At 73.0% G+C, this 22,818-nt stretch carries 15 protein-coding genes and 1 pseudogene; 2 read left to right on the top strand and 14 right to left on the bottom strand.

Annotated elements, in window-relative coordinates:
- Positions 1-77: 77 nt before the first annotated feature.
- The 14 genes and pseudogenes from CLV72_RS00610 to CLV72_RS00540 all read right to left on the bottom strand — a co-directional run bounded on the left by CLV72_RS00610 (position 78) and on the right by CLV72_RS00540 (position 20,138).
- Positions 78-5,084 carry an NAD-glutamate dehydrogenase gene (locus tag CLV72_RS00610; RefSeq protein ID WP_106237417.1) on the bottom strand — a complete coding sequence of 1,669 codons (5,007 nt, stop codon included), beginning with the start codon at positions 5,082-5,084 and terminating at the stop codon, positions 78-80.
- Between the two features lie 312 nt (positions 5,085-5,396).
- Complete coding sequence (locus CLV72_RS00605) at positions 5,397-8,045, bottom strand: acetoacetate--CoA ligase (protein WP_342755644.1); 2,649 nt, start codon at positions 8,043-8,045, stop codon at positions 5,397-5,399.
- A 50-nt stretch (positions 8,046-8,095) separates the two neighbouring features.
- Positions 8,096-8,782 (bottom strand): HAD family hydrolase, encoded by a 687-nt coding sequence (locus CLV72_RS00600; protein WP_106240931.1) that lies wholly within the window; start codon positions 8,780-8,782, stop codon positions 8,096-8,098.
- A gap of 112 nt (positions 8,783-8,894) precedes the next feature.
- Complete coding sequence (gene pruA / locus CLV72_RS00595) at positions 8,895-10,523, bottom strand: L-glutamate gamma-semialdehyde dehydrogenase (protein ID WP_106237409.1); 1,629 nt, start codon at positions 10,521-10,523, stop codon at positions 8,895-8,897.
- A 43-nt stretch (positions 10,524-10,566) separates the two neighbouring features.
- Positions 10,567-11,217 (bottom strand): HAD family hydrolase, encoded by a 651-nt coding sequence (locus CLV72_RS00590; RefSeq protein WP_106237406.1) that lies wholly within the window; start codon positions 11,215-11,217, stop codon positions 10,567-10,569.
- An 845-nt stretch (positions 11,218-12,062) separates the two neighbouring features.
- On the bottom strand, positions 12,063-12,470 hold the full coding sequence (locus tag CLV72_RS00585; protein ID WP_106237402.1) for a DUF3224 domain-containing protein: 408 nt from the start codon (positions 12,468-12,470) through the stop codon (positions 12,063-12,065).
- A gap of 335 nt (positions 12,471-12,805) precedes the next feature.
- A complete protein-coding gene (locus tag CLV72_RS00580; RefSeq protein ID WP_106240927.1) occupies positions 12,806-13,285 on the bottom strand; it encodes a DUF6912 family protein in 480 nt (159 codons plus the stop codon).
- 44 nt (positions 13,286-13,329) lie between these two features.
- On the bottom strand, positions 13,330-15,030 hold the full coding sequence (locus tag CLV72_RS00575) for a glycoside hydrolase family 3 protein (protein WP_106237398.1): 1,701 nt from the start codon (positions 15,028-15,030) through the stop codon (positions 13,330-13,332).
- Between the two features lie 608 nt (positions 15,031-15,638).
- Positions 15,639-17,327 (bottom strand): phosphoenolpyruvate--protein phosphotransferase, encoded by a 1,689-nt coding sequence (gene ptsP / locus CLV72_RS00565; RefSeq protein WP_106237391.1) that lies wholly within the window; start codon positions 17,325-17,327, stop codon positions 15,639-15,641.
- The gene (locus CLV72_RS00560) at positions 17,320-17,589 is read right to left on the bottom strand and encodes an HPr family phosphocarrier protein (protein ID WP_170140826.1); all 270 of its coding nucleotides are present in this window, start codon (positions 17,587-17,589) and stop codon (positions 17,320-17,322) included. Before CLV72_RS00560 ends, ptsP begins: the two co-directional genes overlap by 8 nt.
- Complete coding sequence (locus CLV72_RS00555) at positions 17,582-18,346, bottom strand: HAD family hydrolase (protein WP_245929785.1); 765 nt, start codon at positions 18,344-18,346, stop codon at positions 17,582-17,584. The genes CLV72_RS00560 and CLV72_RS00555 overlap by 8 nt, the downstream gene beginning before the upstream one ends.
- Positions 18,337-18,780 carry a PTS sugar transporter subunit IIA gene (locus CLV72_RS00550; protein WP_106237383.1) on the bottom strand — a complete coding sequence of 148 codons (444 nt, stop codon included), beginning with the start codon at positions 18,778-18,780 and terminating at the stop codon, positions 18,337-18,339. Before CLV72_RS00550 ends, CLV72_RS00555 begins: the two co-directional genes overlap by 10 nt.
- A 20-nt stretch (positions 18,781-18,800) precedes the next feature.
- Positions 18,801-19,055, bottom strand: a pseudogene (locus CLV72_RS00545) (PTS sugar transporter subunit IIB); the annotation flags it as partial.
- Positions 19,056-19,094: 39 nt separating this feature from the next.
- Positions 19,095-20,138: an SIS domain-containing protein gene (locus tag CLV72_RS00540; protein ID WP_170140825.1), complete on the bottom strand. Its 1,044-nt coding sequence runs from the start codon at positions 20,136-20,138 to the stop codon at positions 19,095-19,097.
- Positions 20,139-20,373: 235 nt separating this feature from the next.
- Here CLV72_RS00540 and CLV72_RS00535 point away from each other — a divergent pair, with 235 nt between their 5' ends.
- Positions 20,374-21,117, top strand: coding sequence for a GntR family transcriptional regulator (locus CLV72_RS00535; RefSeq protein WP_425428038.1), 744 nt, complete (start codon positions 20,374-20,376; stop codon positions 21,115-21,117).
- A 100-nt stretch (positions 21,118-21,217) separates the two neighbouring features.
- Positions 21,218-22,735 carry a PTS transporter subunit EIIC gene (locus CLV72_RS00530; RefSeq protein ID WP_106237372.1) on the top strand — a complete coding sequence of 506 codons (1,518 nt, stop codon included), beginning with the start codon at positions 21,218-21,220 and terminating at the stop codon, positions 22,733-22,735.
- The last annotated feature ends 83 nt before the right edge of the window (positions 22,736-22,818 follow it).

Raw genomic sequence — 22,818 nt, 5'->3', positions numbered from 1 at the left:
ACCCCTTTCCACCCCGTCCGCCGCTTCGGTACCGGGATGTTCGTCACCCGGCACCGGCCCGCCCGGGGCGACGCGGCTCAGCCCGCCTCCTCCCGGGTGGACACCAGCGTGCGCACCGCGCGCAGCGCCACCGACAGCGTCGCCATGTCGAAGCGCTCGCTCTCCCAGATGTCGGACAGGGTCTCCCTGGCCCGCGCCACCGCCACCGCGTTGGCCTCCTCCCACGCGGCCACCCGCTCCGCCGCGCCGCCGCCCGGCGCCGTCGTCGACAGCACGGTGAGGGTCAGCTTGGCGTGCGCCGCGTACAGCTCGTCGCGCAGCGCCGAACGGGCCATCGTGTTCCACCGGTCGTCCCTGGGCAGCGCGATCACCCGGTCCCGCAGCCGGGCGATCTGCAGCCGGTCCGCCAGGTCGAAGTACACCTCGGCGACCCGCCGCACCGGCTCGCCGCGGTCGGCCGCCACCTCCACCAGGTCGAAGGTGGAGAAGGCCGGCACCATCGCGGCGGTCCGCTCGGCCAGCTCCACCGGCACGTCCGCCTTGACCAGCTGGTCGCGGCGCTCCTGGAAACCGGCCAGGTCGCGGCCGCGCAGCAGCTCGGGCAGCTGCGGCACGATCGTCGCCACCCCCTCGCGGAAGAAGTTGACCACCTCGCCGATCGGGTACCGGGCCGGCCGGTTCAGCAGCAGCCAACGGCTGCCCCGCTCGCTGAGCTTGCGGCACTCCAGCAGCAGCTTCAGCTGGGTGGCGGTGGACACCCGCTCGTCCAGCTGCTCGACCGCGTGCCAGAAGCCGCGCAGGTCGAACACGTTGCGGGAGACCGAGAACGCGCGGACGATCGCCGGGACGTCCGCCCCCGTCTCCTCCCGCATCCGGAACGCGAAGGTGGAGCCCGACCGGTTCACCAGGTCGTTGACGACCGCCTTGGTGATGATCTCCCGCCGCAGCGGATGGTCGGCCATCCGCTCGGCGAAGCGCTCCCGCAGCGGGGTGGGGAAGTACCGCACCAGCCGCGCCTGGAGGAACGGGTCGTCGGGCAGGTCCGACTCCAGCGTCCGCTCCGCCAGGTCGATCTTGGTGTAGGCGTGCAGCACCGACAGCTCGGGCCCGGTCAGCCCGGCGCCACTGGACCGGCGCTCGGCGATGGCCTTGGCGTCGGGCAGGAACTCCAGCCGCCGGTCCAGCCGCCCGGACCGCTCCAGCTCGCGCAGGTAGCGGCCGTGCACGTGCAGCAGCTGCGGCGCCTGCTTGCGCGAGGCGGCCAGCACCACGTTCTGGTGGTAGTTGTTGCGCAGCACCAACCCGGCGACCTCGTCGGTCATCGCCAGGAACAGCTCGTCGCGCTCGGCGCGCGACAGCTCGCCCGAGCGCACCGCCCGGTCCAGCATGATCTTGATGTTCACCTCGTGGTCGGAGGTGTCCACCCCGGCGGAGTTGTCGATGAAGTCGGTGTTCACCATCCCCCCGGCCAGCGCGAACTCGATCCTCGCCAGCTGGGTGAGCCCCAGGTTCCCGCCCTCGCCGACCACCCTGCAGCGCAGCTCGGACGCGTCGATCCTGACATGGTCGTTGGCCTTGTCCCCGGCCGCCGCGTGCGACTCCGACGCCGCCTTCACATAGGTGCCGATCCCGCCGTTCCACAGCAGGTCCACCGGGGCGCGCAGCACCGCCTGGATCAGCTCGGGCGGCGACAGCCGCGCCACGTCCTCGGGCAGGCCCAGGGCCGCCCGCAGCTGCGGGCCGACCGGCACCGACTTCGCGGTGCGGGAGAACACCCCGCCCCCCGGCGAGATCAGCGCCGGATCGTAGTCCTCCCACGAACTGCGCGGCAGCTCGAACAGGCGGCGCCGCTCCGCGAAGCCCACCGCCGGATCCGGGTCGGGGTCCACGAAGATGTGCCGGTGGTCGAAGGCGGCCACCAGCCGGGTGTGCTCCGACAGCAGCATCCCGTTGCCGAACACGTCCCCCGACATGTCGCCGATGCCCACCGCCGTGAACGGGGTCGACATCACATCGACGCCGATCTCCCTGAAGTGCAGCTTCACCGACTCCCAGGCGCCGCGGGCGGTGATCCCCATCGCCTTGTGGTCGTAGCCCACCGAGCCGCCCGACGCGAAGGCGTCGCCCAGCCAGAAGCCGTACTCGGCCGCGATCTCGTTGGCGATGTCGGAGAAGGTGGCGGTGCCCTTGTCCGCCGCCACCACCAGATAGGTGTCGTCGCCGTCGTAGCGCACCACGCCGTCGGGCGGCACCACCCGGCCGCCCACCAGGTTGTCGGTGATGTCCAGCAGCGCGCTGATGAACTGCCGGTAGCAGGCGACCACCTCGGCCATCACCGCGTCGCGGTCGCCGCCCGCCGGCAGCCGCTTGCACACGAAGCCGCCCTTGGCGCCCGTCGGCACGATCACCGCGTTCTTCACCGTCTGCGCCTTCACCAGGCCCAGGATCTCGGTGCGGAAGTCCTGCGGCCGCTCCGACCAGCGCAGCCCGCCGCGGGCCACCGGGCCGAAGCGCAGGTGCACCCCCTCCACCCGCGGCGAGTACACGAAGGCCTCCAGCCGCGGCCGCGGCAGCGGCAGGTCCGGGATGCGCTCGGGGTCCAGCTTCAGCACCAGGTACGGGTGGAAGGGCGGCGCCCCTTCCGCCCCCGAGCGGGCCGCCTGGAAGTAGTTCGTGCGCAGGGTCGCGTCGACGCAGGCGAGGAAGGTGCGCAGGATGCGGTCGTGGTCCAGGTTGGCCACCGCGTCCAGCTCACCCATGATCTCCTCGGTGATCGCGGCGGTCCGCTCGCCCTCGCCCCCCTGGTGGCGCGGGTCGAAGCGCGACTCGAACAGCCGCACCAGCAGGCTCGCCAGGTGCACGTTGGAGACCAGCACCCGCTCGATGTAGGACTGGCTGAAGGTGATGCCGGTCTGCCGCAGGTACCGGGAGTAGGCGCGCAGCACGGTGATCTGCCGCCAGGTCAGCCCGGCCCGCAGCACCAGCGCGTTGAAGCTGTCGGACTCCACCTCGCCGCGCCACATCGCCATGAACGCGTCGCCGAACAGCTCGATGTAGTCCTCGGGCCGGGTCAGCGCCCCGCCCGCACGCGGCACCGGCGCCCCCGACAGCCCCGCCACCGCGTCGGCCTCCTCCGGGTAGCGCAGGCCGAACACATAGATCCAGGCCGGGCGGGACCGCTCCCGCGACGGCGCCACCGGGTACGGGCGCTCGTCGACGACCTCCACGCCCATCCGCTCCAGCATCGGCAGCACGTCCGACAGCGACACCGGCCGGTCCGTGCGGAACAGCCGCAGCCGCCACTGGCCGCGCTGCGGCCCCGGGCACAGCCGCACCGAGGTCGCGCCCTCCCCCGCCGCGCCGCCGTCCGCCTCCCCGTACAGCTCCTCCAGCGCCGCGAGGTCGCCCAGCGCGTCGGCGGCCGGCACGTCCGCCTTGTAGCCCTCGGGCAGCGCGCCCGCGTAGGAGCGCAGCAGCGCCGCCGCCCGGTCCGGGCCGAAGCGCTCCGTCAGCGCCTCGATCAGGTCGTCGTCCCAGGAGCGGGTCGCCGCGATGACGCGCGCCTCCAGCTCGGCCTGGTCCACCACCGGCAGCGGGCGGCCCCGCTCGCCGCGCACCACCACGTGCAGCCGCGCCAGCTGGGAGTCGCTGACCATCGCGCTGTAGTCGAAGGAGGTCGAGCCGAAGGCGTCGGTGAGCACCCGCTGGATCTCCACCCGCACCTGGGTGGTGTAGCGGTCCCTCGGCAGGTACACCAGGCACGACATGAAGCGGCCGTAGGTGTCGCGGCGCAGGAACAGCTTGGTCTGCCTGCGCTGGCGCAGCCGCAGCACCCCCCGCGCGATCGGCAGCAGGTCGTCCACCCCGGTCTGGAACAGCTCATCGCGCGGGTAGGACTCCAGCAGCTCGATGAGGTCCTTGCCGTCGTGGCTCTCCGGGTCCAGCTCGGCCCGGCGCAGCACCTCGGTGAGCTTGCGGCGCAGCACCGGCACATGGGAGATGCCCGCACTGTAGGCGTCGCGGGTGAACAGCCCCAGGAAGCGCCGCTCCCCCACCACCGCGCCCGACGCGTCGAAGCGCTTCACCCCGACATAGTCCAGGTAGTGCGGGCGGTGCACCGTGCTGCGGGAGTTCGCCTTGGTCAGGATCAGCACATGCGGCTCGCGGGCCTTCGCCCGCACCTCCTCGGGCAGCCGCGCGAAACTCTCCGAGGTCGCCTTGTCGGCGCGCAGCAGCCCCAGGCCCGTGCCCGGCACCGGCCGCAGCGCCTCGCCCCCGCCCGAGTCCGGCCCCTCCGGCGCCTCCACCAGGTCGTACTCGCGGTAACCCAGGAAGGTGAAGTGGCCGCCCGCCAACCAGCGCAGCAGTTCGACCCCGTCGGACACCTCATCGCCCGGCACGCCCGCGCCCTCGGGCACCTCCGCACCCGACTCCAGCCGGTCGGCCAGGTCCAGGGCGCGCAGCCGCATCTTCGCGGCGTCCTCGTCGACCTGCCGCACATCGGTGAGCACCCGCTCCAGGTCGTCCTGGAGCCGCTTCAGCTCCGCCGCGCCGCTCTGGCGGTCGATCTCGATATGCATCCAGGATTCGGCGAACTTCGCGCCGTGCGCGACCGACTCCCCCGCCAGCGTCGGCGGGGCGCCATTGCCCAGCACCTCCACCAGCCGGCCGTCCACCGAGCGGATCACCCGCAGCTGCGGGTGGATCACCTGGTGCACCCCCACACCGCGCCTGGCCAGCTCCATCGTCACGGAGTCCACCAGGAAGGGCATGTCGTCGGTGACGATCTCGATCACCGAGTGCGCGACGGCCCAGCCGTCGGCCTCCACCGTCGGGGTGAACGCCTGCACCTTGGCGCGGCCCTGCGGGCGCAGCTCGGCCAGGCGCCGGTGCCGCAGCACGATACCGCCGAGCTCCTGCGGGCTGCGCTCGGCGATGTCCTCGGGCGGGACGTGCCGGTAGTACAGCTCCAGGAAGTCAGCGGTGATCTTCGGACCGTCCGCGGACGCGGCGGGCAGGGCGGCGCACGCCGCCCGCACCCGGTCCAGCAGATCCGAGCTGATCTCGTCGGCTTCGGCGGACATGCTCGCTCTCACTCCCTTGTGAGGTGGTGGGACGTGCGTCGCGTCCGGGGCGCGGGCCCGGGACGGATCGGCCGGGCGCCGTCCGACTCACCGGACGGCCGCTGGCGGGACGACTCCGTCGTCGCCCCGATCGGCCCATCGGAACACCGTACCTGGGGGCGCTTGAGCGACGCTTGCGGCGGGTGCCGGTTTCGCACCGCATCGGGCGGTGCGTGCCGCATTATCCCGGCGCCCACCTCGGCGAACCCCCATTCCGCCACGCTAACCGCCCCGACGGCCGCCCGCAGGCCACTCCGCGAAGCTCCCGGCCGCTCAGCCGCCGTCCGGCACGAAGTGCGCCAGCACCTCCGGATTGGCCAGCGAGTCCCGGCTCGCCGCCCGCTCCACCGGCACCCCCTGCAGGATCTTGCGGACCGGGATCTCCAGCTTCTTGCCCGACAGGGTGCGCGGGATGCCCGGCACCGCCCGCACGTCGTCGGGCACATGCCGCGGCGACAGCCGCTCGCGCAGCTGCGCGCGCAGCCGCGCCACCAGCTCCGCGTCCAGCTCCCGGCCTTCGGCCATCGCCACGAACAGCAGCAGCTCCCCCTCGGCGCCGAGCCGGCCGGTGTCGATGACCAGGCTGTCGGCGATCTCCGGGAAGGTGTCGACCACCCGGTAGAACTCGCTGGTGCCCATCCGCACCCCGCCACGGTTCAGCGTGGAGTCGGAGCGGCCGTAGATCACGCAGCCGCCGTCGGCCAGGATCTTCAGCCAGTCGCCGTGCCGCCACACCCCCGGGTACTGGTCGAAGTACGCGTCGCGGTACCGGGAGCCGTCGGAGTCGTTCCAGAACCGGATCGGCATCGACGGCATCGGCGCCGTGATCACCAGCTCGCCCACCTCGCCCGAACCCACCGGGGAGCCGTCGGGCCCGTAGGACTCGATCCGGGCGCCCAGGCAGCGGGTGGCCAGCACCCCGGCGCGCACCGGCAGCAGCGGCGACGGGCCGATGAAGGCCGTCACCACGTCGGTGCCGCCCGACGCCGAACCCAGCAGCACATCGCGCTTGACCGCCCGGTACACCCAGCTGAAGGCCTCGGGCGGCAGCGGCGCCCCGGTGGAGCCCACCCCCCGCAGCCGGGAGAGGTCGTAGCGGGCGCCCGGCTGCTCACCCGCCTTCATGCACGCCACCAGGTACGGGGCGCCGGTGCCGAAGTAGCTCGCCCCTTCCTCGGCCGCCGCCCGCCACAGCGCGTCGGTGCCCGGATGGGTGGCCGAACCGTCGTACAGCAGCACCGCCGACCCGGTCAGCAGCCCCCCGGCCAGGTAGTTCCACATCATCCAGCCGGTGGTGGTGTACCAGAAGAACAGGTCGTCCGGGCCCAGGTCGTGGTGGAAGGCCAGCACCTTCAGATGCTCCAGCAGCACCCCGCCCTGGCCGTGCACGATCGGCTTCGGCAGGCCGGTGGTGCCCGAGGAGTACACGATCCACAGCGGATGCTCGAAGGGCACCTCCTGGTACGGCGGCCGCGCCGGATGGCCCTCACCGCCCAGCGCCGACCACGGCACCGCCCCCTCCGGACCGCCGCCCCCCACCGCGACCGTCGCGGCCAGCCCGGGCAGCGCTGCCCGGATCCCGGCCAGCGCCTCGGACCGGTCGTAGGCCTTGCCGTTGTAGGCGTAGCCGTCGACCGCGATCAGCACCTTCGGCTCGATCTGGCTGAAGCGGTCGATCACACTCGCCGCTCCGAAGTCCGGCGAGCACGCCGACCACACCGCGCCCAGGCTCGCGGTGGCCAGGAAGGCGATCAGCGCCTCGGGCACGTTCGGCAGGTAGGCGGCGACCCGGTCGCCGCGCTCCACCCCCAGCTCCCGCAGCCCCCACGCCACCCGCGCCACCTCCGCGCGCAGCTCCGCGAAGGTGTAGGCGCGGCGCGCGCCCGACTCGTCGCGCGCCACCACCGCGACCGCGTCGGGCCGGTCGTCGGCGTGGCGCAGCGCGTTGCGGGCGTAGTTCACCGTGGCGCCCGGGAACCAGCGCACCTCCGGCATGGTCTCGCCCTCGCGCACCGGGCCGCGGCCCCGCTCGCCCAGCACGTCGAAGTACTCCCACACCGCGTCCCAGAAGGCGTCGGTCTCGGTGACCGACCACACCCACAGCTCGCCGTAGGACAGGAAGGCCGTGCCGCGGGTGCGCGACAGCCAGTCCATGAAGGCGGTGACCCGGGCGTGCTCGCGCTCCTGCACCCCCGGCTCCCATAGCAGCGCTTCCTCGTGCACCTCGCCGACCTGGTGTTCCGACGCGCTGATGACGGCCTCCCGCAGTTCAGGGCCCCGGCTCCGGCGGGCCCGCCCGGACACGGCACGCGGCGGGGCGACCGGCTCCGCCGCTCCCCCAAGCATGGCAGCCCCGCGCGGTCGCGCAAGAGTGCGGGGGCGGCGGGCCGGCGCGCGCCGGGGTGGGGGCGCGGTCAGCCGCCCGCGTCCGCGGCCGGGCCGCCGATGCGGGACCACCACGGGCCCGGCGCGACCAGCCAGTGCAGGACGAGGCTCACCGGGAACGGGCGCTCGGACCACCTCTTCGCCGACCGCCTCGGCGGCCTCCCGGTACGCGCCGTCCCGCAGCTCGAAGCCGATCAGGCCCGGCCCCTCGGGGTCCGGGGTGGCGATCCAGTACGACCCGATGCCGAAGGCGGCGTACTCGCGGAGCTTCACCCGGTGGTCGCGCAGCACGCTGTGCGGCGAGACGACCTCCACGGCCGGCAGCGGCGGTTTCGTCTGGTAGGGCTCCTCGGAGGACTCCGCCCGGATCACCACCGCGTCCGGGATCCGGTGCTGCGCGCCGTCCCGATCGAGGTCCATGCCCGCGCGTCGCAGCACCTCGAAACCGTCGGGCGCCGCGTCCGTCAGACGGTGGCCGAGCCGCGTCACCGCCCGGGAGTGCCCCGGTGCGGGCGAACGCCGTGTTGATGCCGTCATGACCGCCGCCATGGCGGCCGACACCGACAGTGGCGGCGGCGTCACACCGCTCAGCCCCCGGTCAGGTCCCGGATCGCCCGGCGGACCGCGATCGCGTCCGTCAGATCCGGCAGCACCAGGTCCGCGCCCGCCTCCCGCAGCTCGCCCTCGGTGGCCGCGCCGCTGGCCACCGCCAGCGCCGAGGCGCCGCCGATGTGCGCCGCCTCGATATCGCGGACGGCGTCGGACACGAACACGGTCGTCTCGTCGGTGAAGTTCGCCGTGTACGCCTCCCGCGCCCGCGAGCGCACCACCTGCAGCAGGCTGCCCTTGGGGAAGTCCTCGGAGCCGTAGCCGCCGATCTCGGTGTCCAGCAGCGCGGTGAGGCCGAAGGCCTCCAGCTTCGCCAGCGCGTTCGGCCGGATCGAACCGGTCAGCACCGTCTGCACGGTGGCGTCCAGCCGGCCCACCGCCGCCAGCGCGACGTCCGCGCCCGGCATCAGCCGGCCCCGCACGAACAGCTCGCGGCGCCGCTCGGCGAAGGCCCGCTCCAGCTGCTGGGTGTAGGCGGGCAGCAGCTTCTCGTCGGTGGCGACCCGGTTGACCGCCAGGAACTCGAAGAAGATCTCCGAATCGGTGCGGCCCTCCGTCGGCACCAGCCGCACCAGCGGCCGGCCCGTGACCCACTCGAACGCCTCGGCGCACGCGTCGCGGGTCACCTTGCCGACGTCGAGCAGCGTGCGGTCGATGCTCCACAGCACGAGCCGCTGCGCACTGGGTGGGGGCGTGCCGTCGATGGGGGCCTCCGGGGGGCGTGTCCGTATTGTCGACGGATACGTTACTGCGCTCCCACCCCCCGGACGCCCACGCTCAGCCCATGTGCGGATAGCGGTGGTCGGTGGGCGGCACGAAGGTCTCCTTGATGGACCGCGGGCTCACCCACCGCTGCAGATTGAACAGCGACCCCGCCTTGTCGTTGGTGCCGCTGGCCCGGGCGCCGCCGAAGGGCTGCTGGCCGACGATCGAACCCGTCGGCTTGTCGTTGACGTAGAAGTTGCCCGCCGAGAAGCGCAGCGCCGCGTGCGCCCGCACCACCGCCTCGCGGTCGTCGGCGATCACCGCGCCCGTCAGCGCGTACGGCGCCGCGTCGGCCGCCTGCGCCACCACCGCGTCGTAGTCGCCGTCCTCGAAGACGTGCACCGCCAGGATCGGGCCGAAGTACTCGGTGGTGAACACCTCGTCGGTCGGATCGTCGCACTCCAGCACCGTGGGCTGCACGAAGTAGCCCTCGGAGTCGTCGGCGCCGCCGCCCGCCACCACCCGGATCGACGGGCTCGCCGCGGCCCGCTCCAGTGCCGCGCTGTTCTTCGCGAAGGCCCGGTCGTCGATGACCGCCCCCATGAACGTGGACAGGTCCGCGGCCACATCACCCATGGTCAGCGAGGCGACCGTGTCCAGGAAGCCGTCACGCGCCTGCTTCCACACCGAACGCGCCACATAGGCGCGCGAGGCGGCCGAGCACTTCTGGCCCTGGTACTCGTACGCGCCGCGCACCAGCGCCGTCGCCAGCACCGCCGGATCGGCCGACGGGTGCGCGATCACGAAGTCCTTGCCGCCCGTCTCACCCACGATCCTCGGATAGCCCCGGTAGCGGGAGATGTTCTCCCCCGCCGTCCGCCACAGGTACTGGAAGGTGCGGGTCGAACCGGTGAAGTGGATACCGGCCAGGTCGGGCTGGTCCAGCGCCACCTTCGACACGGCCGCCCCGTCGCCCGTGACCATGTTGATCACCCCGGGCGGCAGCCCCGCCGCCTCCAGCAGCCGCATGATGAAGTGCGCCGACAGCTGCTGAGTGGGCGAGGGCTTCCACACCACCACATTGCCCATCAGGGCCGGCGCCGTCGGCAGGTTCCCCGCGATCGCGGTGAAGTTGAACGGGGTGACCGCCAGCACGAAACCCTCCAGCGGGCGGTACTCCATCCGGTTCCACACCCCGGGCGGGCTCTGCGGCTGCTCGGCGTAGAGCCGGCGCGCGTAGGACACGTTGAACCGCCAGAAGTCGATCAGCTCGCAGGCCGCGTCGATCTCCGCCTGCTGCACCGACTTCGACTGGCCCAGCACCGTGGCCGCGTTCAGCACCGCCCGCCACGGCCCCGACAGCAGCTCCGCGGCGCGCAGGAACACCGCGGCCCGCTCGTCGAAGGGCATGTCCCGCCAGGCGGGCGCCGCCGCCCGGGCCGCCTCCACCGCGGCGAGCGCGTCGGCCTTGGTGGCATTGCGCATCCGCCCCAGCACCGCGGCGCGGCGGTGCGGCTGCACCACGTCGATCGGCTCACCCGAGCCGAGCCGGTCCACACCGCCGATCGACATCGGCAGATCGAGGGGGCCGTCGGCCAGCTCGGCGATCTTGGCGGCGAGTTCGGCCCGCTCCGGGCTGCCCGGCGCGTAGCCGCGCACGGGCTCGTTCACCGGAGCCGGCACCTGGGTTACGGCGTCCACTCTGACAACCCCCTGGAAGCGACGACACTGTCACTTCCGGAATCTACCCGGACGTCCCTTCCCCGACATACCCCGCCACGTCGGCCAGCGAGTCCACCACCGGCACCCCCACCTCCTCCAGCGACGCCCGCGAGTGCATCCCGCCGCTGTACAGCACCGCCCGCGCACCGGCCGCCCGCGCGGCATGCGCGTCGTCGACGCTGTCACCCACCACCAGCACCGTCGCCGGATCCACCCGCAGCTCGGCCAGGTGCCTCACCAGGTGCTCGGCCTTCAAACCGCCGCCCTGGGCACGCACCCCGTCGATCCGCACAAAGGACCCGGCCACCCCCAGCTCCATCACCTTCGGCACCAGCTCGGCATGCCGCCACATCGACAGCAGCGACTGCGTGTGCCCCGCCGAACTCCAGGCGTCGATCAGCTCCCGCGCCCCCGCCGTCAGCGCACACGTCGGCAGATAGCGCCGGTACGCGGAGTGGAACGCCTCGTCCAGGCGCTCCCACTCCCCCTCGGCCAGCGGCCGCCCGAGCAGCCGCTCGTAATACACCCAGATCGGCCGCGTATACCGCGACCGGAAGTCCTCAGCCGTGAACGGCCCCAGCCCGTAACGGAGGATCGAATCATTGGTGGCGCAGACCACCGCATCCAGATCGTCGAAGAGCGTCCCGTTGAAATCCCAGACGATATGCCCCATAGCCGCGCCATCCTACGGCGGCCCCCCGACACCCCCACCGGCGGGGACACACGGCGACCGGCCCACGGGCCGGGCCGGCGCGGGGAGCGGCGGACGCATCCTGGCGGCGGTCATCGCCGTCGCGGGGCCCGGCGGCCGCACCTTGGCGGTGGATGGCGGCCAACGGACACCCGGCCGAGTCGCCCCCGAACCCGTCGCCCGGACGGAGCGCCACCGGCCGGCCGAGCCGGCGACGGTGTCCACCGAGCACCAGGCCATACCGCCACCGGTCCGGAGAACCTCGGTCAGCCGATCAGGCCACGCCACCCCGGCCGGCCGACCACACCACTCCGGTCAGAAAACCGCTGATCAGCCAACCCGGCTATTGCACACACCAAACACCCGTCCGCACCGCCGCAGATCAGAACTCCACCGCTCAGCCGAGCCGGCGACGGCATCCATCGAACATCCGGCCATGCGGCCCGTCCGTAGAACAACCGGTCAGCCGACCCGACAACAGCGATCGCCAGACACCCGGCCACGCCACTCCGGTCAGAAAGCCGCTGGTCAATCAACGCGCAACAACACACGCCAAGCACCCGGCCATGCAGCCGGTGCGGAGAGCCAGGGGTCGGCCACCCCCCGCAAGGGCACGCGCCCAGCACACGGCCGCACCGTCCGGTGCGGAAGCCTCCTGCCAACCGAACCGGCAACGGCGCCCACCAAGCACCCGGCCATACCGCCGCAGATCAGAACTCCACCGCTCAGCCGAGCCGGCGACGCATGCATCGAGTACCCGGCGCGTCACACCGGCAGCGGCGCCCGTCAGTCACCCGGCCGCACCGCCCGGACCGAAGCGCCGCTGTTCAGCCCAGGCGGTATTCGAACCAGATCCGGTGCGTGCCGTCGGCGTCGACCGAGATCCCGCCGCCACCCGAGATTCCGGCCAGCCCCCCGGTGCCGCTGCCGGGCACGACGGCGAAGAACTCGTCCGCGCGGTCACTCCCGGACGTCGACGCGGAGTGCACGAAGTTGAACGAGCCCTCCCGTCCGCCCAAGGTCCCTTCGAAGGACTCCATGGCCACATAGGTGCCGACACCGCTCGCCTGGTCGAAGGCCGAAGTGAACACGGTCGCCGACCGCCCGGCCACCTCCCCCTCGAAGCGCTTCTCCATCGTCGCCACCCCCACCGGCAGGCCAGTGGACACGCCCGGCTCCACCGCCAACTCGGCCGGAACGAACGACGTGACAGCGAAGGTCCCCGCAGCTCTCATACTCCGACCGTACCGACCCGCCCCGACAGCCGAGCGGACCGATGACGGGGCGCCGCGCGACCCGGCCGACACCGTGGTCTGAAGCAGGGCACCACTGCTCGCCCGACCGGCGGCGTTCCCTCGTAACGCCACCAGAACCACAAGCCGAGGTGGGCCGCTCGCCTCCCGGAACCGAGCCACGGCCGCCCGCAGCGCTCACTCTGATCGCGCTGCGCGACGAACAACCCTCGCCACTCCGGCGTCCGGGGCGGCCGTCAAGACGCCGACGTCGCCGTGTCGACACACGCGGGATCCGGCCGAACAAGGCCGCAGGGCGGCATCGGCGACGCGCCACCTCACAGGTAGCGCAGCTCCTGCGTCGCGTACCACAGCAGCTCGTGCCGCTCGGCGTCGCTCTCCGCGCGCTCCACGGCCTCGGCGTCGCCGTCGGCGGCCGCCAGCGCCGCGGCGGCCGCGGCGATGTCCGGGCGGGCCGCGTCCTCGTCGACGTGGCCGGAGACCACAAGCTCAAGGCCGACAGGCCCGTCGACACGGACCCTGGCCTCCCGTTCGGGGCTGACAGCCTCATCGGGCACCTCGGCGGCCAGCACCAGGCGCCGATCACCGCCTTCGGCGGCGAGCAGCCGCAGCGACGCACGCGCCGCGGCGCGCATCGCCTGGTACTCCAGTTCCTCCGGGTCGTCCGTCCCCAGTTCGGCGGCCAGCGCCCCGGTGGGGGCGTAGGCCGTCAGGGGTCCGCCGCCGGCCGCCTCGACGGCCTTGCTCTCCAGCACCCGGGCCAGCGTGGACAGGCTGCCCGGCAGGTAGATACGCATCGCCACCGGAGTGTAATCCGTTCCGGCGCCGTCCCCGCCCCCGGTCAGTAGCCCAGGCCGTCGCCGATCGCGAACTCGGGCCCGTCGCCGGCCGGCACGGCGACCGGCAGCCGCCCGCTGGGCGCGACCTCACCCGTGATCACCCGGGCGGCGGCGCGCAGCGAGACCTCCTGGCCCGAATAGGTGGCCAGGTAACCCGCGATGCCCGGCAGGGCGGCGACGTCATAGGGCGTGCCGACGGCTACCGCCACCACAGGTGTGCCCGTGTCGACCAGCGCGGCCACCGCCGCCCGCTGCTCGGCGTCGCCGCGCGCGCCATTGGTGCCGACCACGGCCAGATCGGCGCCCGCCGGCCCCTCGGTCACCACCTCCACGCCCGACTCGCCGAGCGCGGCGGCGAGCGTCTCGGCCCCGGAGCCGCTGACGTGCACCGTCGCCCCCTCGGCGGCGGGAAGCACCGGCGCGCCGTCGACCTCGTCATTGCGCAGCAGCGTGACCGACCGGTCGGCGACCCCCTGCGCGGCCGCCAGGCTCTCCTGGCTGCGGATCTCGGCCGGCGCGTCCGCGCCGGACTCGGCCGCCTGCTCCGGGAAGAGGCCGAGCCGCGCCTTGAGTTCCAGCACGCGCCGAACCGACTCCTCCAGCCGCTCGGAGCTGATCCGCTCCTCCTCGACGGCGGTCAGCAGCGCGTTGTAGGCGAGATCGAGATCGGGCGGCATCAGCAGCAGGTCGACACCCGCCTCCAGGGCCCGCACCGCGACCTCCCCGTCGCCGTGGCTCTCCCTGACCGCCTCCATGTTGAGCGCGTCGGTGACCACCACACCCTCGAAGCCCAACTCCTCGCGCAGCACACCGGTGACGATCGGCTCCGAGAGCGTCGCCGGGTCGCCGGAGTCGTCCAGGGCCGGCATGGACAGGTGGCCGACCATGACCATGTCGGTGCCGGCCTCGATGGCGGCCCGGAACGGCGGCAGGTCCGTCGCCTCCCAGTCGGCCCGCCCGGTCTCGATCACCGGCAGGCCGGTGTGGCTGTCGGTCGCGGTGTCGCCGTGCCCCGGGAAGTGCTTGACGGACGTGGCGACCCCGGCCTGCCGGAAGGCGCCGACCTCGGCCGCGACCATCGCGGAGACCGCCTCGGGATCGGCGCCGAAGGACCTGATGCCGATCACGGGATTGTCGGGATTCACGTTCACATCGCCGACCGGCACGAAGTCGGTGTTGATGCCGAGCGCGCGCAACTCGGTGCCGGTGATGCGGCCGAGTGTGGCGGCGTCGTCGGTGCTGCCGGTGGCGCCGATCGCCATTGCGTCGGGGAACTCGGTGACGATGGAGCCGAGCCTGGCCACCAGGCCCTGCTCCTGGTCCACGCCCAGCAGCAGCGGCGCCCCGGCGCTCGCGGCGCGCCCGGCCTCCTGCAGGCCGCTGGACATCTCGGCGATCTGCTCGGCGTCGGCCAGGTTCTCCGGAAAGTAGATCACGCCGCCCAGGTGGTACTGCTCCACCAGCGGCGCCGCCTCCTCCGCCGTGGTGCCCGGCACGGTCGGCATCAGCAGCTGGCCGACCCGCTGCTCGGTGCTCATGCCGTCCAGCACGGCCTCGATGTCCACCTGGTGCGCCTCCTGCTCGGCCCCGCCGCCGGTGGCATCCGCCGACGCGCCGGGGACGCCCTCGCCTCCGGTCGAGCACGCGCCGAGCACCAGAGCGGCGGCGATCGCGATCAGGCCCGTCTGGCGACGGCGTGACATGGGACTCCTCCGGTTCGACACTCGGGGCACCGGGCCGGCCCGCGACGGAGCGCGACCGGGCCGACACCCGGACCGACCGACCTTAACAGCGCCGACCCCGCCGAACGACGCACCTTAGCCACTCCCGCAAGCCCCCACCAGGCTCCCGCCCAGATCTGTGGATAAGCCCCACCCCGGCCCCCGGTTCATCCACAGCCCGCCACGGCCGCCTGGCCGACCACCGCCCCGACCGGCATTCTTCACGTGTGGCGGTCACGTTGCCGCCTCTTCTCAGGTCGCGAGGGAGGGATGGTGGATGCGCGCAATCCATCCCGCCAACACCTCGGGCCTGGGACGCCATAGGCCGTCGACGCGTGTCGGCGGTGCTTCACGGGAAGCCCGGGACGCGGCCAATGCCGCGCCCCGGTCCGACGACGAAAAACGATGGCCGCCGGGCGTACTCGCGGCAACGTGACCGTCACCCCGACCACCCAGGAAAGGAGCCGCCGAACCCCAGCACCCCCCACCAAGGGCAGGGCCGGGACCGAAGCACAGGGCGGAAGACGCCGACACCCCACCGACACGACAGTGTCCACCGATGGGTTGCCGACGCCTCCCAGCCCTGGCTCCTACAACCCGAGCTCAGCCAATCCAGGCAACTCGGCACGGGCCGCCGCCCGGGCCTGATCGGCGCTGCGCGCCGCCCGGGCCGCCGCGGCGGCGTTCCGGCACTGCTCATGCGTGTTCGACGCCAGCGCCACCCGCACCAGCGGCAGCGCCGAGGCGCCCATGGACAGGCTCGTGACTCCCAGCCCGGCCAGCACGCACGCCAGCGCCGGATCGGCGGCGGCCTCACCGCACACCCCGCAGGGCTTGCCGACTGCGCCGGCCGCCTCGGCGGTGGCCGCGACCAGGTCGAGCAGACCGGGCTGCCAGGGGTCCTGGTGGGCGCTGAGGCTTCCGACCTGGCGGTCGGCGGCAGCTGCGTACTGGGCGAGGTCATTGGTGCCGATACTGAAGAAGTCGACCTCGCCGGCCAGGTCGCGGGCGCGCAGTGCGGCGATTGGGACCTCGACCATCACACCGGCGCTGGCGACGCCCGCTTGTCCGGCCGTCGCGGCGAACCACGCCGCCTCCTCGGCGTCGGCGACCATCGGTGCCATGACCTGGAGTTCGGCGCGCGTGCCCTCGGCGGCCGCCACCAGTGCGGCCAGCTGGGTGGCGAGCACGTCGGGGTGGCGGCGCAGGATGCGCAGGCCCCGAACGCCCAGGGCGGGGTTCGGCTCGTCGGTGGCGCTCAGGAAGGCGAGCGGCTTGTCGGCACCAGCGTCGAGCACTCGGACCACGACCTTGCCGCCGGGGAAGGCGTCGAGGGCCGCACGGTAGGCGTCGCGCTGCTCGTCCAGGCTCGGCGGGGCGGCCCGGTCGAGGAAGAGGAACTCGGTACGGTACAGGCCCACGCCCTCGGCGCCGTGTTCGAGTGCGGCCGCGATGTCCTTGGGGCCGCCGATGTTGGCCAGCAGTGCGACGGGGTGGCCGTCGCGAGTGCGGCCGGGGCCGCTGGCCTGCTCGGCCGCGGCGGCGCGCGCCGCGATCAGTGCGCGGGCCGCTTCGACGGCGCCCTCCTCGGGGTCGACGTGCACCTCGCCGGTGCTGCCGTCGACCATGACGCGGGTCTCGGCCGGGATCGAGGTGGCGCCGGCCGCCGCGACGACGGCGGGGACGCCCATCGCGCGGGCGAGGATCGCGGTGTGGCTGGTGGGTCCGCCCTCCTCGGTGACGAAGGCCAGGACGCGCGCCGGGTCGAGCACTGCCGTGTCGGCGGGGGCGAGGTCGCGGGCGACCAGCACGAAGGGGTGGTCGACCTCGGGCACGCCGGGTACCGGGACGCCCAGGAGCCGGGCCACCGTGCGGTCGCGGATGTCGTCGAGGTCGGCCACCCGCGCGCCGAGGTACCCGCCCGCCGACTCCAGCAGCTTGCGGAACCGGGCGAAGGCGTCGAAGACGGCCCGGGCCGGGGTCGCCCCTTGGACGGCCCGTTCCTTGATCGCGTCGGCCAGTCCGGGGTCGCGCGCCATCAGTGCCTGGGCGCCGAGCACCTCCTGGGCCTCACCTCCGGCGGCGGCGCCGCGGGCCTCCAGGTCGGCGGCGGTGGCCTCCAGCGCTTCGGATGCCAGCCGAACGGCGGTCTCGGCGTCGCCGTTGAAGCGCTCGGTGCCGGACGGCTCGGGTACGGCTCCGGCCAGCAGCAGCACCGGTCCGACGCCCAGCCCGGCGCTGACTCCGACGCCGCGCACCGCCGCGGCCGGCTCAGGCACCTGCAGCCTCCGCGTTGACGATGCCGACCAACTGGTCGAGCAGGGCGTCGGCGTCGGGGCCCTCGACCCGGATCACCACGTCGTCGCCGTGCCGCACATCGAGGCCGAGGACGGACAGGATGCTCTTGGCGTTCACCGCGTCGCCCTCGCCCTTGGCCACGGTCACGTCCGCGCCCGATGCCGACGCCGCCTGCACGAACAAGGCGGCCGGCCGGGCGTGCAGTCCGACCTCAGATTCGACCTTTACCCGCCGCTCAACCACGGCTGCTCCCTTCCTCGGCATCCTCATGGGCTCCCGTTCCGGCAGAGGCCCCGGTCAGGGGCTCTCCGGTGGGAAGTCGTACGTGCGACAAGTCAGCCACGACCAGATCGGCGTGTGCCAGTTCCGACGCGTGGTGTGTCGTGGTCAGCGCCACGCAGGTGAGTCCGGCCGCCTTGGCGGCGGCGACCCCGGCCGGGGCGTCCTCGAAGGCGACCACCCGCTCGGGCGGGTGGCCGAGCAGCGAGGTGCCCAGCCGGTAGCCCTCGGGGTCGGGTTTGCCGACGGTGACGTCGGAGGCGCTGACCAGTACGCCGAAGCGGTCGCGCAGCCCGATCTGGGTGAGCAGCTGCTCGGCCCAGGCGCGGGTGGCCGAGGTGACCAGGCCGAGGTCGACGCCGCCGTCGGCCAGTTCGCGGGCGAAGGCGACGGAGCCGGGCAGCGGGCCGACCGGCGGCAGGTCGGTGCGGAGCTGGAAGCTCCGGATACGGGCGATGATGTCGTCGACGGACGCGCCGGGGAAGAGGTCGCTCAGCTCCCCCAGCACGTCGGCACCGCGCCGCCCGACGAAGCCGCGCAGCAGCTGCGGCGTGTGCGGAACCCCGTAGGACTCGAACAGCAGCGTCCACACCTGGAAGGAGCGGGGCTCGCTGTCGATGAGGGTGCCGTCCAGGTCGAAGAGCACGCCGAGGGGCATGACGGGCAGGGTGTGGAAGGCCGCCGGGGCGTCCGGCCCGGCCTGGGCGCCGCTCACGCCCACCGGAACAGGGGGTCGCCGGCCGCCACGGCGCCGGAGACGGCCGTGGAGATGACATCGCCCTCGGCGTCCAGCGCGACCACGGGCACGACGGGCGACTGGCCGTCGGCCTCGATCTGCGCGGGGTTCCAGCGGATCACCGGCTGGCCGGCCGCCACCTCGTCGCCCTCGCTGACCAGGAGCTCGAAGCCGTCTCCGCGGCGCTTGACGGTATCGATGCCGAGGTGGACGAGGACGGCGCGCCCGTTGTCGGCGACCACGAAGGCGTGGGGGTGCAGTTTGGCGATGGTGCCGCCGATGGGCGCCACCGCGACGCCGGGTTCCCTGGCGGGTTCGATCGCGGTGCCGGGTCCGACGATCGCCTGGGCGAACACCGGGTCCGGTACGGCGTTCAGCCCGACGACCTCGCCCGCGACCGGGGCAAGCACTGTGGTCACATTCGCTCCGTATCTCGCGGCTAGTCGAGGAGGTCCTGGATGTCGTCGTTGAGGCTGTCGGCCTCCGGTCCGACGACGACCTGGATGATCGAGCCCGAGCTGAGGACACCGTGCGCCCCGGCGGCGCGCAGGGCGGCCTCGTCGACCTTGGCGGGGTCGCGCACCTCGGTGCGCAGGCGGGTGATGCAGGGTTCGACGTCCAGGATGTTGGCGGCGCCGCCGAGTCCCGCGACGATGGCCTGGGCCTTGTCGGACATGCTGGTCTCCTCGCTCTCTGGCTTCCTGCGGCCTGTCCGCCGTCCGCGGTGCGGGGCTCAGGTGGTCTGGGTGACCTTGCCGAGCCCGCGCGGAGCGTCCGGGTTGATGCCCAGACGCCGGGCCAGCCGCTCGGTGAGCAGCTGCCCGGGCACGATCAGGCCGATCGGGGCGAGCCATTCGGGCAGTCGGGGTCCTTCCAGCGAAAGGGTGCACGCCTGTCCGAGTCGGTCGCCGCCACCGATACCGTACGCCGCCGCCCCGGCGGCGGTCACCCGGCGGGCCAGCTCGACGGTGCCGTCGAGGGTGGGGCCGGAGTCGGCGGCGAGCAGGATCGCGGGCGTCTTGTCGTCGACCACGGCGATCGGGCCGTGCAGCAGGTCGGCGTAGGACAGGCCCATGGCGTGCAAATAGCACGCCTCCTTGAGCTTGAGCGCCAGTTCGAGGGCGCTGGAGTAGGCCAGGCCGCGGCCGGAGACCACCGCGCCGCCGACCCCGGCGAGGCGCTCGACGATCTCTTCCAGGTCGCCGTTGGCCTGGCCGAGCATCCGCTCGATCTCGTCGGGGACGAGTTGCAGTTCGCCGGCGTCCACGTCGGCGCCCAGGCCGAGGGCGAGGACGGCGAGTGCGGCGAGCTGGGTGGAGTAGGTCTTGGTGGCCGGGACGGCGACCTCGTTGCCGGCCCGGGTGACGAGCGCCACGTCGGCGACCTCGGTCAGCGGGGAGCCCGCGCCGTTGGTGAGGCCGACGGTGCGGGCGCCGTTGGCGGCGGCCCACCGGAGGGTTTCGACGATCTCCTCGGTGCGGCCGGACTGGGAGATGGCGACGGCGAGGACCCCGGCGAGGTCGACGTCCTTGCGGTAGGTGGTGGCGATCGACGGGGAGGCCAGCGAGGCGAGCCGTCCGGCGTGGGCCTGGACCAGGTAGCTGCCGTAGACGCCGGCGTTGTCGGAGGAGCCGCGTGCGATGAACAGCACCTGGCGGGTCTGCCGGGCCAGCGCGGCGATCTCGGGGACCTGGGGGAGCAGCGCGTCGAAGGTGTCGCGCAGCGCTTCGGGCTGCTGCGCGATCTCCGCGTGCATCCGGGTGGTCGTCGGGGTCATCGCCGCCTCCTGTCAGTGCGCCGCGTCGGCGCGGCGCCGCGTAACCGCTGGTCCGAGCCGGGCCGGCCGACCCGCTGGCGGAGCCGTCCGGTGCCGTGACCCAGCCGTGACCAGATCGGCTGCGCTCGATACGTTGACATGCCAAATGCGGTGTGGTCTAGTCCGGCCTAGACCAGCACTCAGCCTACCTAATCAGATCGAAAAACGGACAAGCCCACCGAGGTGTCATGTGCCGCTGATCGACCCGCAGAGCCCGGTGCCGAAGTACTCGCAGCTTCGGGAGATCCTGATCGACTGGATCGAGGACGAGCAGATCCCGGTCGACTCCGCGATCCCCTCGGAACGGGAGCTGGGGCAGCGCTACGGACTGTCCAGAATGACGGTGCGCCAGGCGGTCGATCTGCTGGTCAGTGAGGGGCGGCTCTACCGGGTGCCGGGCAAGGGCACCTTCGTCGCCCGCCCCAAGATCGACATGGCGCTGCGACTGGCCTCCTTCAGCGACGACATGCGCAGCCGGGGCTTCCAGCCGGGCGCCCGCGACCTCAGCCGCCGGATCATCCCGGCCCGGGGCTTCCTGGCCCGGGTGCTGGGGATCGAACCCGGCTCCCCCGTGCACTACCTGGAGCGGCTGCGCACCGCCGACAGCGAGCCGATGGCGATAGAGCGCTCCAACATCCCCCTCTCGGTCGCCCCGGACCTGGACGAGCACGACCTGACCGACCGCTCCCTGTACCGGCTCCTCGAGGAGGAGTACGGGGTGGTCATGGACGCGGGCGAGCAGAGCATCGAGGCCGGGATCTGCGACCCCGCCGACGCCCAGGTGCTGCACCTCCCCCAGGTCAGCGCCGTCCTGCAGATGCAGCGCCGGTCCTACGCGGCCGGCACCTGCGTGGAGCTGGCGGTCTCCACCTACCGCGCGGACCGCTACCAGCTGCACTCCGCGCTGGAGATCCCGCACCGCAAACGCCCGCTCGGCTGACCCCCGGCCGCGCGCCCCTGCGGCCGGCCCGGCCGCTCCGTCCGTCGATCCCGTCACCCGACAGCACCGCTATCCGCAACCAGTTCGAGGAGGCTCAACGATGAGTGCCAGCGCAGACGTGGGGGACGGCCTGCCGGCCGCCCCCAAGCAGTCGTCGAAGACGATGGCGGTCCTGCAACGGATCGGCCGCAGCCTCATGATGCCGATCGCGGTGCTGCCGGCCGCCGCGATCCTGCTCCGGCTGGGGCAGGGCGACCTGCTCGGCACCAATGACGTCCGCGGCGAGGACGGCGAGCTACTCAGGTCCGAGCCGGGCGGTCTGGCCGACGTCCCCGGCATGGAGTGGATGGCCGAGGTCGCGCCGATCATCGGGAACGCGGGCGACGCGCTGTTCCAGGCGCTGCCGCTGCTGTTCGCGGTCGGTGTCGCGATCGGCTTCGCCCGGCGCGCCGACGGGTCGACCGCGCTGGCCGCGCTCGTCGGCTACCTGGTCTTCGACCGCGTCTCGAAGACGATCTTCTTCAACTACTTCCCGGACAGCCCGGTCGGCACGGCGATCACGACGCAGACCTGGAGCGAAGGCGGACCCGTCCCGGTGATCAACTGGGCGGCGAAGAATCCCAGCGACGTCCTGGGCGGCATCCTGATCGGTGTGATCGCGGCGCTGCTGTGGCAGCGCTTCTACCGGATCAAGCTGCCGACCTGGCTCGGCTTCTTCGGCGGCCGGCGGTTCGTGCCGATCATCACGGCGGTGACCGCGCTGGGCGTGGGCGTCGTGTTCGGCTTCGTCTGGCCCACGGTGGGCAGCTGGATCGGCGCCTTCGGCGAGTGGATCACCGGGGCGAGCGTCGTCGGCACCGGCGTGTACGGCGTGGTGAACCGGCTGCTGCTGCCGTTCGGCCTGCACCACGTGGTGAACTCGCTGGTCTGGTTCGTGTTCGGCTCCTTCCCCGACCCGCTGAACCCGGGCGCGACCGTCAGCGGCGACCTGAACCGCTACTTCGCGGGCGACCCGACGGCGGGCGGCTTCATGGCCGGCTGGTTCCCGGTGCTGATGTTCGGCCTGCCCGGTGCGGCGCTGGCGATCTGGCGGGCGGCGCCGAAGGCGAAGCGGCCGATGGTGGGCGGCCTGATGATCTCCGGGGCGCTGACCGCGTTCGTCACCGGTATCACCGAGCCGATCGAGTTCGCGTTCATCTTCGTCGCGCCGCTGCTGTACGGCGTGCACGTGGTGCTGTCGGGCCTGTCGTTCGTGATCGTTTCCAGCTTCGGCGGCCAGCTCGGCTTCGGCTTCTCGGCCGGCCTGATCGACCTGCTGCTGAACATCGGCAAGAGCAACACCGAGCAGGGCCTGCTGATCATCCTGCTCGGGCTGGTGTACTTCGCCGTGTACTACCTGGTGTTCTACTTCCTGATCACGAAGCTGAACCTGAAGACGCCGGGGCGTGAGGACGACGCGGTGGAGACCGTTCCGGAGACGGCCGGCGCGGCGCCGGCCGAGCCGGCGCCGGGTGCGTCGGCGGAGGAGGGCGCCCGACCGGGCGGCTCCCCGGCCGGCGGTTCCGGTGCTCCGGGCGAATCCGATGATCCGGGCGACGCGGAGCGGCGCTCGACCTAGCGCCCGGCACGATTGGCGGCCATTGCGGCCATTGCCCGTCGATCAGGGCTTTGCCCTTGTTCACGGCGTCCGGCGAGAGAGCT

This window comes from Allonocardiopsis opalescens (assembly GCF_003002095.1).
GTDB classification, from domain to species: domain Bacteria; phylum Actinomycetota; class Actinomycetes; order Streptosporangiales; family Streptosporangiaceae; genus Allonocardiopsis; species Allonocardiopsis opalescens.
The sequence above is the reverse complement of the archived record's forward strand: the minus strand, read 5'-3'. Positions and strand labels throughout refer to the sequence as shown.